Genomic DNA, 13,505 nt, shown 5'->3' with positions numbered 1-13,505 from the left:
CGCTGATTTGTCTCACTTCGAGAACGTGACCGAGTTGTTCTTGCCGCAGTCGTCCACGTCGCTCTGGTCCATGGTTGCGTACGGCTTGAATGCCGGCAGTTCACGCGCCAGTGCCTGTTGGCTGGCCAGCATCGCCGGCAGGCGTCCGCAGATGCGCTTGGCCTGGGCCTCGATCTTTGCGGCTTCGGCGTTGATGCGCTTCTCCACGCCTTCGCTGTCGCCGCTGAAGATGCCCTTCAGTGCTTCACCGGCCGCATTGGCTCCCAGCTTGGCGCCTGCCAGGCCGACATCCATGCCGTCCATCGCGATGGCTACAACGTGGCCACGGTATTCCTGCAGGTGGCGGCGCTGGGTGTCATTGGCGGTGACTTCCTTGCCCGCGATCAGCAGGCGGCCATCCGGGGTGATCTCAGCGCGTGGCTGCTGGTCGGCGGAGATCTTGATGTTGCCCTCGGTGATCTCTTTATGGGCATCGTCAATGGCCTGCTTGACCGTATCGCCGACGCCGCTTGTGGCTTCGGCGACGCTCTTGCCGACGGTCTTGTCCGGTGAGGAGGAGGTGCCACCGCAGGCGATCAGCGGCAGGCACAGCAGGGTGGCAGGCAACAGGCGCAACAGCTTCATGGTGGTCCCCTGGACGTGTCTGGAAGAGGTTACTTGCCGCGCGGCAGGGTGACCCTGCCACTGACGTTGCGGTGCTCGACATCGCCGCTGCCGCTGTGGTCGACGGTCAGGCTGCCGCGCACGCCGTCGACCTGGATGTCGCCCGAACCGTGGCTGCGGACATGCACATCTCCGCCGATGTCGGCCAGGTCGACGCCGCCGGAGCCGACCACGCCGACTTCAACGCTGCCCTGCACGCGCTTGAACTCGATGTCGCCCGAACCCACGGTATCCAGCCGGGCATTGCCGCGCACATCGCTGATCTTCAGGTCGCCGGAGCCCACCGTACCGGTGCTGGCGTTACCGCTGATATTGCGCACGTTGACGTCGCCGGAGCCCAGCGACAGCAGGTTCAGCGAACCGCCGCCATCGATGTTGAGGTCGCCCGAGCCCACTGCCGCATGGATGTCGCCGCGGGTGCCGCGGGCCACCGCATCACCGGAGCCGACATCCACGCTGAGCGACTGTGCGTTCTCCACGCTGGCGTCGCCGGAGCCGACCTTGAGCTGCAGCGGCAGGTTGTCCGGCACGCTGCCGCGGATATCCAGCCAGGCGTAGCTGTTGCCGAGGCTGATGCCGCTGTTGCGGCCCTCGCGGCGCAGGCTTACCACCAGCTTGTCGCCCTCCTTGCGCTGGTCCAGCACCAGCTGATCAAGCCACTCCTGGCTGGAGGCACAGGCACGACCGTCAAGCTGGCCGCCGCCCTTGCTGGCGACGATCTTCAGGTCATGCTGGTTGACTTCGAACACCACCGCCCGGGCACCGGCCACATCCAGCTTCAACGTGCGCGCAGCAGTGAACTTGCAGTTCGGGGCATCGGCAGCGAGTGCCGACAGCGGCAACAGCAACAACGCGGAACAGGCGAGCAGGGAACGCATGGGTGGTGCCTCCAGGTGGATGGAATCAGATCTCGCCGGCGCGCTTGCGCAGGCGGATGGCGAGGAAGATGAACACTGCACCGACGGCGGCACCGATCCACAGTTCCGGCATCGCCAGCGACTTCAGCTGCGAGGCCGGCGACATCAGGCCAACCACCGATTCGAGATCGCGACGCGAACCTTCACCGGCGCTGAGGCGGTACACCAGGTCCATGCCCGGAACAGCACCCAGTAGCAGGCGGCCGACGATGTTCTGCCAGAACCAGCCGGTGGTCAGCCCGATCAGCGGCATGACCTTGGTGGTGCTGATGATGACGCCGGCGAACAGTGGCAGCATCACCGCCCACAGGAACGGCTTGGTGCGCGCCCACGCCGAGCACAACAGCAGCCAGCCGGCGGTGGGCAGCGCCCACAGGGCGTAGACCGGGATCCACGCCAGGTGGCCGGCGGCCAGGGTCAGCGGGCTGGCCGGCCCCCAGATCAGCGTCATCGGGCTGCCGCCGTGGGCCAGCGCAACGAGGCTGATCACCAGCATGAAGCCGAACATGGTGATGATGCCGGCGATCACGGCAATCAACGGTGCGATGATCAGTGCACTGATCACCTTGGACAGCACGGTCTGGGTATCCGACAGTGGCAGCGACTTCCAGAACAGGATGCTGCGGTCGCGACGGTCGTCGTAGAGCGCGCCCAGGCAATAGAAGAACACCACGAAGGCCAGCACCAGGAACGGCCAGGCCGAGCTGAGCACCAGGGTCAGGTCGAGGCCGTTGCCCAGGTCGGCCAGGTCTTTGCCATTGATGTTGCGGGTGAGCAGGGCCAGGTCCAGGCCATTGACGTTGACGCTTTCGCCATCGACATGCAGCCCGCCACTGCGTGCCGCGCGGTTCAGCGCGAACAGGCCGAAGGCGATGCCGATGCTGCTCATCACCAGCGAGATGAGGCCGGCGATCAGCGGCGCGTAGAGGAAGCCGCCGCGGTTTTCCCAGTACTCGCGCTTGAGCAGCCAGCGCAGGGTACCCAGCGGACTGACGGGGTGGTTGACGGCATTCATGCGTAGGTCCCCTTCATGATGGCGACGAACAGGTCGGCCAGGCCCGGGATGCGGGTCTCGCCAAGGGTCGAAAGCTGGTCGCGTGGTACGCCATCGAACAGCATCACGGTCTTGCCGAACGCCAGGCTGCGCTCGTCGATCGGCTTCAGCGCACGGGCGGTTTCCAGCTGGTCGGCATTGACCAGCAGCTCGGTGTAACGCTGGCCGACGTCGTCCATTTCCGCATCGAGCACGATGCGGCCATCGCGGATGAACATCACGTCGCTGAGGATGTGCTCGATCTCTTCCACCTGGTGGGTGGTGACGATGATGGTCTTCTGCTCGTCGAAATAGTCTTCTAGCAGGCGCTGGTAGAACTCCTTGCGGTACAGGATGTCCAGGCCCAGGGTGGGTTCGTCCAGCACCAGGATGCGGGCATCGATGGCCATCACCAGTGCCAGGTGCAGCTGCACGATCATGCCCTTGGACAGTTCGCGCACGCGCTGCCTGGGCTGCAGCTTGGTGTTGGCCAGGAAGCGCTCGCAGCGGGCGCGGTCGAAGCGCGGGTGGACGCCGGCCACGAAATCGATGGCTTCGCGCACCTTCAGCCAGCGCGGCAGCACCGCGACGTCGGCGATGAAGCAGATGTCATTCATCAGCTCGTCGCGGTGCAGCCGCGGGTCGCGGCCGAGCACGTTGAGTTCACCTTCCACCGAGGTCAGGCCGAGGATGGCCTTCAACGCAGTGGTCTTGCCCGCGCCGTTGGGGCCGATCAGGCCGACGATGCGCCCGCTCGGAATGCTGAAGCTGGCATTGTCGAGGGCGACCGTGGTCTTGTAGGCCTTGCGCAGGCCTCGGGCGGTGATGACCGATTCGCTTGCAGTGCTATTCATCAGACTTTCCCCTGGGGCAGCAATTCGTCGAGGCTCAGGCCCAGGCGCTGGATGCGCTCCAGCACCGCCGGCCATTCTTCGTTGAGGAAGCGGTCACGCTCGCTGCTGCGCAGCTGAGTGGCCGCCTGCTCGGTCATGAACATGCCCAGGCCGCGGCGCTTCTCGACCAGGCCTTCATCGGCCAGTTCCTGGTAAGCGCGCGAAACGGTGATGGGGTTGAGTTGATAGTCGGCGGCCACCTGGCGCACCGAAGGCAGGGCATCGCCCGGCTTGAGGATTCCGTCGAGCATCATGGCGATCACACGCTCCTTCAACTGACGGTAGATGGGAGCGCCGTCGCTCCACTGGATGTCGCTCATATTCAGCTCCGTGGGGTCAGCGGCTGGGCGAACGAGAAATACGGCATGGACAGGGAGCTGTGCAGCCGACGCGGGGGAGGGGGGGAGGAGTCGGCGTTCCCTGCCGGCGAAGCGATTGTGTCCTGTGCACTGGCGGAGGGCAGTGCGGTGGCGGGGGAGGCGGGTACGGCCAGCCAGGTCAGCACGAGCAGGGTGGAAACTGCAGTGACCGCAGGCGCGGTGAGCTTGCGATGCATCCGGGTGTTCATGGCTTCCCCCTGTCTCAGGTGACTGGTGTTGTATGCAACTATAACACCGGCACGCCGCCGTGCAAGTCCTTGCCGGCCCCAACTGATGGCAGGGGTGGTCATATCGCCGAAATATCCAATCAAGTAATTGATTCTAAAGAGAAATAAATCTGTCGTGCGGCAATGGCCCGATCTCGCTCCCATTCAGTGATGTCCATGCAATGTCATCACTGCGGTGCGCCGGCAGGCTGGGCCAGGCAAACGCCATGCCGCGCAAAGCCATCCCGGGCCTGCGCCATCAGGGCGGCAGGGGCCCGGTGCTATAGTTCGGCCGATTCCCGGCCGGTAGCGGCCGGGCCCTGTGAATGGCTACCGCGGACTGTTCCTGATGCCTCTGTCGACCGTTTCCCCGCGCCGCATGCGCGGCCTGTCCCTGCTGGCGCTGATCGTGGCCGGTGTCGCTGGTTCGGCCAGTGCCCTGGCGGCCGATCTGCTCGACCTCGAGTACCGGCCGCTGGCCAGCAAGCAGCAGGTCAACCTGCAGCAGCGCTACCACGGGCAGGTGCTGCTGGTGGTCAACACCGCCAGCAAATGTGGCTACACGCCGCAGTACGAAGGCCTGGAGGCGCTGCAGAAGCGCTATGCCGGCCGCGGCTTCGCCGTGCTCGGGTTCCCGTCCAATGATTTCAAGGGCCAGGAGCCGGGTGACGAAAAGCAGATCCAGGATTTCTGCACGCTTACCTATGGCGTCAAGTTCCCGATGTTCGAGAAGGTGCACGTGGTCGGGGCCGAGGCCACGCCGCTGTACCAGCGGCTGACCGCTGCAACCGGCGTCGCGCCGGGCTGGAACTTCCACAAATACCTGGTCGGCCGCGATGGCAAGGTCATCGCCCAGTTCGCCAGCAAGGTCACGCCGGACGATCCGCAGCTGACCGCAGCCATCGACAAGGCACTGGCCGCAGCGGCCACGCATTGATATCCGGCACGCATGCCTCGACATCTCCGGCATGCGTGCGACAATGTTTCTTTTCGCGCCGACGTCGGCGCCCAGACACTTCCAGGAATGCAGCGAATGAAGATGGGAATGCGCGGCGCCGCGGCGTCGGTTCTGATTCTGGCGATGGGCACTTCGGGTGTCGCTCTGTCGCAACAACCGGCTGCCCCCGCAGCCGCCAAGGAGACCGCAACCTTGAATTCCCCCAAGCAGAAGCTCGGCTACGCCATCGGCCTGGATGTGGCCAAGTCGTTCACCCCGATTGCCGATGAGATCGACGTTGCCGCCCTGCGTACCGCGGTGGAGCGTTCGTTCGAAGGCCTGCAGCCGCAGATCACCCAGGAACAGGCCAAGGCCACCGATGCCGCCCTGCGCCAGGTCGTGATGGCCCGCAGTGGCCAGCAGGTACCGGGCGTTGCGCCGGGTTCGCAGCCGCCGAAGGTCGATCGCGTCAAGGTGTCGCAGATGATCGGTTCGTACTCGGTCGGTCCGTCGCTGGCGCAGCTGAAGGACGACATCGACGTCGCCTCGCTGTTTGACGCGATCAGCACCGGTCTGAGCAAGGGCCAGCCCAAGATGACGGAAGCTGACGCGACCGCCACCATCCAGGCCTTCATGGGCAGCAAGCAGGCTGAAATGCAGGCCAAGGCTGCCGCGGCCGCGCAGACCAACCGCGAAGAAGGCAATGCCTTCCTGGCCAAGAACAAGACCCAGCCGGGCGTGGTGACCACCGCGTCGGGCCTGCAGTACCAGATCATCCGCCCGGGTAGCGGCGAGCGTCCGCTGCCGAGCAGCAAGGTGCGCGTGAACTACGAAGGCAAGCTGCTCAACGGCACCGTGTTCGACAGCTCCTACGGCCGCCAGCCGGCCGAGTTCGGTCTGGACCAGGTGATCAAGGGCTGGACCGAAGGCGTCGCGCTGATGCCGGTGGGCTCGAAGTACCGCTTCTGGATCCCGGGCAACCTGGCCTACGGCGAGAACGGCACCCCGGGTGGCCCGATCGGCCCGAACGCGACTCTGACGTTCGACGTCGAGCTGCTGGGCGTCCTGCCGTAAGCGACCACGGAGCCTGCACGGACATGCGCGTTGCGATTTTCGGTACCGGTTATGTAGGGCTGGTGACCGGCACCTGCCTGGCCGACGTTGGTCATCAGGTGGTCTGCGTCGACATCGACCAGGCCAAGGTCGATGGCCTCAACCGGGGCATCATCCCGATCTATGAGCCGGGTCTGGAGCCGATGGTGAAGGCCAACCATGCCGCGTCGCGGCTGGCGTTCACCACCGATGCCGCGGCCGCCATCGAGCATGGCCAGGTGGTGTTCATCGCGGTGGGCACCCCGCCGGACGAGGATGGCAGCGCGGACCTGCAGTACGTGCTGGCCGTGGCCCGGACCATCGGCCGGCACATGAGTGTGCCGACCGTGGTGGTCAACAAGTCGACGGTGCCGGTCGGCACGGCCGACAAGGTGCGTGCCGCCATTGCCGAGGAACTGGCCGCACGTGGCGCGGACATCACCTTCGACGTGGTGTCCAATCCGGAATTCCTGAAGGAAGGCGACGCAGTCGCCGACTGCATGCGCCCGGATCGCATCATCATCGGTGCGACCAGCGAAGAGTCGGTGGCGGTGATGCGTCGCCTGTATGCGCCGTTCAACCGCAACCACGACCGCGTGGTGGAAATGGACGTGCGTTCGGCCGAGCTGACCAAGTACGCGGCGAACGCGATGCTGGCGACCAAGATTTCGTTCATGAACGAGATCGCCAACATCGCCGAACGCGTCGGTGCCGACGTCGAACAGGTCCGCCAGGGCATCGGTTCGGACCCGCGCATCGGCTGGCACTTCATCTACCCGGGCGCCGGTTATGGCGGCTCGTGCTTCCCGAAGGACGTGCAGGCGCTGGCCCGCACCGCCCAGCAGCATGGCCTGGAGCCGAAGCTGCTGAACGCGGTGGAGGCGGTCAACGAATCGCAGAAGGGGCATCTGTTCGCCCTCATCCAGCGTCACTACGACAGGGGCGAGGATGAAGGTGTGCGCGGCAAGACCTTTGCCGTGTGGGGCCTGGCCTTCAAGCCGAATACCGACGACATGCGCGAGGCATCCAGCCGCCGCCTGCTGGCACAGCTCTGGGAAGGGGGCGCCACGGTGCGTGCCTACGACCCCGAAGCCATGCATGAATCGCAGCGGATCTTCGGCGAGCGCGATGACCTGGTGTTCTGCAACAGTGCCGATGACGCGCTGCAGGGGGCCGACGCGCTGGTCGTGGTGACCGAGTGGAAGCAGTTCCGCAGCCCCGATTTCCAGAAGCTGCGCGAGCAGTTGAAGGATGCGGCGGTGTTCGACGGGCGCAACCTGTATGACCCGGCTGAAGTGGAAGCGGCAGGCCTGGCCTACTACGGCATCGGCCGGGGGCGCTCGCTGCATGTCTGATCTGCTGCCAACCGAACGCGAGCAGGCGCTGGAAGCGCGCCTGGTCGAGCTGGAAATGCGTGTGTCCTTCCAGGAACAGGCGCTGGCCGAACTGAGCGATGCACTGGCCGATGCCCGCATGCAGGGCATGCGCAACGCCGATGTGTTGCGCGTGCTGCTGGAAGACCTGGGCAAGGTCCGCAACGCACTGAACTCTTCCGATCCGGCGAGCGAACCGCCGCCGCCGCACTACTGATCCGAACCCTATGAGCGATACCCTCCGCGACCAGCTGATGGGTCTGGGCTTCAAGCCCGCACCCAAGCCCGAGCGCAAGAATGATGGCCCCCGCCGCGATGGCCGCCCGCAGGGCAAGGGTGGCAATGGCAATGGAAAGCCGCAGGGCGCTGGCAAGGGCGAACACAAGCCCAACGAGCGTCGTGGCCATGGTCATGGCGGCGCCGGCAAGCCCGGCCCGTCGCGTGGCCCCGGCCAGCAGGGCCCGCGCAAGCCGCGCAGCGCCGAAGAGATGGACCTGGCCAAGGCCTACGCCATCCGTGCGCAGAAGGAAAAGGAAGAGCGCATCGAGACCGAGCGCCTGAAGCAGGAAGAAGCACGCGTCCGCCGCGAGGCGAAGGCAAAGCTGGAAGAACTGCTGAAGGACAAGAGCCTCAATGCCGAAGCGGCGGACATTGCCCGCCACTTCCCGTATGGCGGCAAGATCAAGCGCATTTACGTCACCGCCGAACAGCTGACCGCACTCAATGCCGGTGAGCTGGGCGTGGTGCAGCTCAATGGCCGTTACCTGCTGGTGACCGCCGAGGTGCTGGCACAGTCCGAAGCGGTGTTCGCCGCGTCGGTTGCGCTGAAGGTCGATCCGAATGCGCCGGCCGAGGAAGATCCGTACGCGGATCCGCAGTACCAGGTGCCGGACGATCTGGTCTGGTAAGCGGAACTGCAGGATGACGAAAACGCCGGGCATTGCCCGGCGTTTTCGTTACGGACCTTGCACAGCGCTGCGGCGCGCGCGGATCAGCGGCAAGCTCAGTGCGAAGAAGCACAGCAGCGCACCGACCAGGGCGAAGCCACTGCCGGCGAGGAAGGCGGTGCGACCGTCGTCGATCTTCCACAGCTGGCCGGCGATGAGCGCGCCCAGCACGCCGCCGACACCGGACGAGAAGCCGTACAGCAGGCCCTGGCCATGGCCATTGAGGCGGCCCGGGAAGTAGGTCGCCAGCATCTGCATCGCCGCCGCGAAGAAGGCAGCAAAGCCCAGCGCGTGCGCGCTCTGCGCGACCAGCATCACCGGCAGGTTTTCCGGGAACAGCGCGGTGACGGCCCAGCGCAGGCAGGAGCTGACCAGGGCGATCAGCAGCATCCAGCTGGCGTCATAGCGACGGAAGAAGCGGCCGATGGTGAAGAACACGCCGACTTCGAACACCACGCCGACGGTCCACAACAGGCCGAGCATGGACGTGCGGTAGCCGTGATGGTCCATGTAGACCGAGAAGAACGTGTAGTACGGGCCGAATGACAGCTGCTCCATGAACGCGGCCAGGAAGAACGCCAGCACCGGCGGGCGCCGCACGATCTGCCAGAAGCCGCTGGCGTCCCCCTCGGCCTTGCCGATGCCGCGCGCGTACTGGTTGTTGAAGGCCGACGCCACCAGCAGGACGAACAGCGGCAGCATCATCCAGGGCAGCAGCCCGGCACGGCTGGCCGAGCCGTCACCTTCGATCAGCCAGCCGAACAGGGTGACGATGGCGATGAAACCGAGCGATCCCCAGACCCGGATCAGCCCGTAGCGATGGCTGTCGCTGCCGAGGTGGGTGAGGGTGATCGATTCGAACTGCGGCATCACCGCGTTGTAGAAGAAGCAGAACACCACCATCGCCGGGTACATCCACGGCTGTGGCAAGGGCAGCAGGAAGGCGGCAAAGCTGAGCAGGGTCAGTACGCAGCCAATGCGCAGCAGGCGGATCGGCCGTGGCGAAGCCGCTGCCAGCGAGGTCCAGGTGCTGGGCGCGACCACACGGGTGGCATACCACAGCCCCATCATCACGCTGATCGCGGTCACGCTCATGCCGCGCGCGGTCAGGAACAGGCTCCAGTACGGAGTGAACGCGCCGAGCGCCGCGTAGTAGAACAGGTAGAAGCTGGAGAGACGGGCAACGGGAACGGTCATCGCGGAATGATGAAGCAAAAAGGGGACGGAGGGGATTAAGTCGCTTGTGCCACAAACGACTTAATCCCCTCCGTCCCCTTTGTGTGTCATTCGGGATCGTAGTCGAGGTTGGAGGCCAGCCAGCGTTCGGCCTGGGCGCGGTCCACGCCCTTGCGCCGGGCGTAGTCGCCGACCTGTTCGCGGCTGAGCCGGCCGACCACGAAGTACTGGCTCTGCGGATGGCTGAAGTAGTAGCCGGATACAGCGGCGGTGGGCAGCATCGCGAAGCTCTCGGTCAGTTCCATGCCGGCGTTTGCCTCGGCCTGCAGCAGGTCGAACAGCCGGCGTTTCTCGCTGTGCTCGGGGCAGGCCGGATAACCGGGCGCCGGACGGATGCCGCGGTACTGCTCGTCGATCAGGGCTTCGTTGCCCAGCGCCTCGGCGTGGTCGTATCCCCAGAATCCGGTACGCACGCGCTGATGCAGGCGCTCGGCCAGGGCCTCGGCGAAGCGGTCGGCCAGCGCCTTCAGCAGGATCGCGTTGTAGTCGTCATGCTCGGCCTCGAAGCGCGCCACGTGGGCGTCGATGCCGATGCCGGCGGTGACCGCGAATGCGCCGATCCAGTCCTGCTTGCCGCTGTCGGCCGGGGCAATGAAATCGGCGAGGCAGAAGTCCGGGCGCTCGGCCGGCTTGTCCACCTGCTGACGCAGGAAGTGCAGGGTGGTTTCGCCCTGCGGGTGCTGCACGCGCACGTCGTCGCCGATGCTGTTGGCCGGCCACAGCCCGAACACCGCCTTGGCGGTCAGCCACCTTTCGTCGACGATGCGGGTGAGCATCGCGCGGGCGTCCTGGTACAGGTCGCTGGCCTGGGCTCCGACGATTTCGTCGGTGAGGATGGCCGGGAACTTGCCGGCCAGTTCCCAGGCCTGGAAGAACGGTGTCCAGTCGATGTAGTCGACCAGCTCCGCGAGCGGATAGTCGTCGAACACATGCAGCCCGGGCTGGTTGGGCGCAGGCGGCGTGTAGGTCTCCCAGCCGCCCTGGAACTTCTGCCCGCGCGCGTGTTCCAGCGAAACCAGGCGCTTGGCATCGCCACGGTTGCGGTGGCGCGCGCGGATCTCGGCGTAGTCGGCCTCATTGGCGGCGACGAATGCGTCGCGCAGGTCACGCGAGATCAGCGACTGCGCAACGCCGACCGCGCGTGAGGCGTCCTTCACCCAGATCGTGGGGGCCTGGTAGTGTGGGTCGATCTTCAGCGCAGTGTGCGCACGTGACGTAGTGGCGCCACCGATCAGCAGCGGCAGGTCGAAGCCCTGGCGCTGCATCTCGCGTGCGACGTGGCTCATCTCTTCCAGCGAGGGGGTGATCAGCCCGGACAGGCCGATGATATCGGCATGATGCTCGCGTGCGGCATCGAGGATCTTCTGCGCCGGTACCATCACGCCCAGATCGATCACCTCGAAATTGTTGCAGGCCAGGACCACGCCGACGATGTTCTTGCCGATGTCGTGCACATCGCCTTTCACCGTGGCCATGATGATGCGGCCATTGCTCTTGGCCGAATCGCCGCTGCGTGCCTTCTCGGCCTCGATGTAAGGCAGCAGGTAAGCCACCGCCTTCTTCATCACGCGTGCGGACTTCACCACCTGTGGCAGGAACATCTTGCCGGCGCCGAACAGGTCACCGACGATGTTCATGCCATCCATCAGCGGCCCTTCGATCACGTCCAGCGGCCGGCTGGAGGCTTGCCGGGCCAGCTCGGTGTCTTCTTCGACGTACGCATCGAGGCCGTGCACCAGCGCATGCGCCAGTCGCTGCGCGACCGGCTTCCCGCGCCAGGCCAGGTCTTCGGTTTTCGCCGCGCCCTTCCTGCCCTTGTAGCGCTCGGCGATCTCCAGCAGGCGCTCGGTGGCGTCGCTGCGGCGGTTGAGGATCACGTCCTCGACGCGCTCGCGCAGCTCCGGCTCCAGCTCATCGTAGATCGGCATCGCACCGGCGTTGACGATTCCCATGTCCATGCCGGCGGCGATCGCGTGGTACAGGAACACCGAATGGATCGCCTGGCGTACCGTCTCGTTGCCACGGAACGAGAAGGACACGTTGGAGACGCCGCCGGAAACATGGCAGTGCGGCAGCGTCCGCTTGATGATGCGGGTGGCCTCGATGAAGTCGACCGCATAGTTGTCATGCTCTTCGATGCCGGTGGCGACGGCGAAGATGTTCGGGTCGAAGATGATGTCCTGTGGCGGGAAGCCGATCTCGTCGACCAGCATGCGGTAGGCGCGGGTACAGATCTCGACCTTGCGTGCGCAGGTATCGGCCTGGCCGCTTTCGTCGAAGGCCATCACCACTGCGGCGGCGCCGTAGCGCAGCACCTTGCGTGCGTGTTCGCGGAATTGCGCCTCGCCTTCCTTCAGCGAGATCGAATTGACCACGCTCTTGCCCTGCAGGCACTTCAGCCCGGCCTCGATCACGCTCCACTTGGACGAGTCGACCATCACCGGAATACGCGCGATGTCCGGCTCGGACATGATCAGGTTGAGGTAGCGGGTCATCGCCGCTTCCGAATCGATCAGGCCCTCGTCCATGTTGACGTCGAGGATCTGCGCGCCGCTGGCCACCTGCTGGCGGGCCACATCCACGGCTTCCTCGTAGCGGCCTTCCTTGATGAGCTTGCGGAACTGCGCGCTGCCGGTGACGTTGGTGCGCTCACCGACGTTGATGAACAGCAGGTCCGGGGTGATGACCAGCGGTTCCAGGCCGGACAGGCGGGTATACGATGGGGTGCTCATGCGGCCTGCTGCTCCGGGTTGCCGGGCAGGGCGCGAGGCGGCAGGCCGGCGACCGCCTCGGCAATGGCGCGGATGTGGTCGGGGGTGGAGCCGCAGCAGCCGCCGACCAGGTTCAACAGGCCATCCTCGGCGAAGCCACGCAGGGTGGCCGCCATCTCTTCGGGTGTTTCGTCGTACTCGCCGAAGGCATTGGGCAGGCCGGCATTGGGGTGGGCGCTGACATGGCAGCCGGCAACCTGCGAAAGGGTTTCCACGTGTGGTCGCATCGCTGCGGCGCCCAATGCGCAGTTCAGCCCGATCGACAGCGGCCGCGCATGCGCCAGCGACGCATGGAAGGCCTCGGCGGTCTGCCCGGACAGGGTGCGTCCCGATGCATCGGTGATGGTGCCGGAAATCATCACCGGCAGGCGTGCGCCACGCGCATCGAAGGCCTCCTCCAGCGCGTACAGCGCGGCCTTGGCATTGAGCGTGTCGAAGATGGTTTCGACCATCAGGGTATCGGCGCCGCCGTCGATCAGGCCCTCGATGGCTTCGCGGTAGGTGTCGCGCAGTTCGTCGAAGCTGGTGTTGCGGAAGCCCGGGTCGTTGACGTCGGGGCTGATCGAAGCGGTACGGCTGGTCGGGCCGATCACCCCGATGACGAAGCGTGGCTTGTCCGGCGTGGTGGCTTCGACCGCATCGCAGCACGCGCGTGCCACGGCGGCCCCCGCTTTGTTCAGCTCGTACACCAGGTGTTGCAGGTGATAGTCGGCCTGGCTGACCGAAGTTGCGTTGAACGTATTGGTCTCGACCAGGTCCGCACCGGCTTCGAGGTAGGCCGTGTGGATGTCGGCGATGACCTGCGGCCGGGTCAGCAGCAGCAGGTCGTTGTTGCCCTTCAGGTCATGGCCTTCCGGCGGGCCGTGGTCGCAGCCGGGGCCATGGGCATGGTCGTAGCCACCCGCGAAACGCTCGCCACGGTAATCGTCTTCCTGCAGGCCGTGGCGCTGGATCATTGTGCCCATTGCACCGTCGATGATCAGGATCCGCTCGCGCAGCGCGTCAAGCAGGGCATTGGCACGATCAGGATGCAACCAGGGCAGGGCGGACATGCGGT

At 65.6% G+C, this 13,505-nt stretch carries 13 protein-coding genes; 5 read left to right on the top strand and 8 right to left on the bottom strand.

Features of this window, described 5'->3' with window-relative positions:
- Positions 1-12: 12 nt before the first annotated feature.
- Genes N440_RS11015 through N440_RS10995 form a run of 5 tightly spaced genes read right to left on the bottom strand, consistent with a single transcriptional unit; the run spans position 13 to position 3,826 of the window.
- Positions 13-624, bottom strand: a complete 612-nt coding sequence (locus tag N440_RS11015; protein ID WP_133935096.1) for a DUF2884 family protein — start codon at positions 622-624, stop codon at positions 13-15.
- A 29-nt stretch (positions 625-653) separates the two neighbouring features.
- Positions 654-1,541, bottom strand: a complete 888-nt coding sequence (locus N440_RS11010) for a DUF4097 family beta strand repeat-containing protein (protein WP_049458772.1) — start codon at positions 1,539-1,541, stop codon at positions 654-656.
- A 25-nt stretch (positions 1,542-1,566) separates the two neighbouring features.
- The gene (locus N440_RS11005) at positions 1,567-2,595 is read right to left on the bottom strand and encodes an ABC-2 transporter permease (protein WP_008266780.1); all 1,029 of its coding nucleotides are present in this window, start codon (positions 2,593-2,595) and stop codon (positions 1,567-1,569) included.
- Entirely contained in the window at positions 2,592-3,467 is an 876-nt protein-coding gene (locus N440_RS11000) for an ABC transporter ATP-binding protein (protein ID WP_006453096.1), read from the bottom strand. Before N440_RS11000 ends, N440_RS11005 begins: the two co-directional genes overlap by 4 nt.
- Positions 3,467-3,826 (bottom strand): GntR family transcriptional regulator, encoded by a 360-nt coding sequence (locus N440_RS10995; protein WP_006453095.1) that lies wholly within the window; start codon positions 3,824-3,826, stop codon positions 3,467-3,469. Before N440_RS10995 ends, N440_RS11000 begins: the two co-directional genes overlap by 1 nt.
- 615 nt (positions 3,827-4,441) lie before the next feature.
- On the opposite strand from N440_RS10995, the gene N440_RS10985 reads away from it, so the two are divergent.
- The 5 genes from N440_RS10985 (at position 4,442) to N440_RS10965 (ending at position 8,402) form a co-directional block, all read left to right on the top strand.
- Positions 4,442-5,029, top strand: coding sequence for a glutathione peroxidase (locus tag N440_RS10985; RefSeq protein WP_040009556.1), 588 nt, complete (start codon positions 4,442-4,444; stop codon positions 5,027-5,029).
- A 96-nt stretch (positions 5,030-5,125) separates the two neighbouring features.
- Positions 5,126-6,103 carry an FKBP-type peptidyl-prolyl cis-trans isomerase gene (locus N440_RS10980; RefSeq protein ID WP_133935094.1) on the top strand — a complete coding sequence of 326 codons (978 nt, stop codon included), beginning with the start codon at positions 5,126-5,128 and terminating at the stop codon, positions 6,101-6,103.
- A 23-nt stretch (positions 6,104-6,126) separates the two neighbouring features.
- Positions 6,127-7,476: a UDP-glucose/GDP-mannose dehydrogenase family protein gene (locus N440_RS10975; protein ID WP_133935093.1), complete on the top strand. Its 1,350-nt coding sequence runs from the start codon at positions 6,127-6,129 to the stop codon at positions 7,474-7,476.
- On the top strand, positions 7,469-7,711 hold the full coding sequence (locus N440_RS10970; RefSeq protein WP_005410256.1) for a SlyX family protein: 243 nt from the start codon (positions 7,469-7,471) through the stop codon (positions 7,709-7,711). Before N440_RS10975 ends, N440_RS10970 begins: the two co-directional genes overlap by 8 nt.
- A gap of 10 nt (positions 7,712-7,721) precedes the next feature.
- On the top strand, positions 7,722-8,402 hold the full coding sequence (locus tag N440_RS10965; RefSeq protein WP_133935092.1) for a DUF2058 family protein: 681 nt from the start codon (positions 7,722-7,724) through the stop codon (positions 8,400-8,402).
- Between the two features lie 48 nt (positions 8,403-8,450).
- Here the strand turns inward: N440_RS10965 and N440_RS10960 are convergent, their stop codons facing one another.
- The 3 genes from N440_RS10960 to N440_RS10950 all read right to left on the bottom strand — a co-directional run bounded on the left by N440_RS10960 (position 8,451) and on the right by N440_RS10950 (position 13,500).
- Positions 8,451-9,638: an MFS transporter gene (locus N440_RS10960; protein ID WP_133935091.1), complete on the bottom strand. Its 1,188-nt coding sequence runs from the start codon at positions 9,636-9,638 to the stop codon at positions 8,451-8,453.
- An 86-nt stretch (positions 9,639-9,724) separates the two neighbouring features.
- Positions 9,725-12,409, bottom strand: a complete 2,685-nt coding sequence (metH, locus tag N440_RS10955) for a methionine synthase (protein WP_133935090.1) — start codon at positions 12,407-12,409, stop codon at positions 9,725-9,727.
- Positions 12,406-13,500: a homocysteine S-methyltransferase family protein gene (locus N440_RS10950; RefSeq protein ID WP_133935089.1), complete on the bottom strand. Its 1,095-nt coding sequence runs from the start codon at positions 13,498-13,500 to the stop codon at positions 12,406-12,408. Before N440_RS10950 ends, metH begins: the two co-directional genes overlap by 4 nt.
- Between the last annotated feature and the right edge of the window lie 5 nt (positions 13,501-13,505).

Source organism: Stenotrophomonas sp. CC22-02 (assembly GCF_004365115.1).
Taxonomy (GTDB): Bacteria; Pseudomonadota; Gammaproteobacteria; order Xanthomonadales; family Xanthomonadaceae; genus Stenotrophomonas; species Stenotrophomonas forensis.
This window is presented reverse-complemented; position numbering and strand designations above follow the sequence as displayed.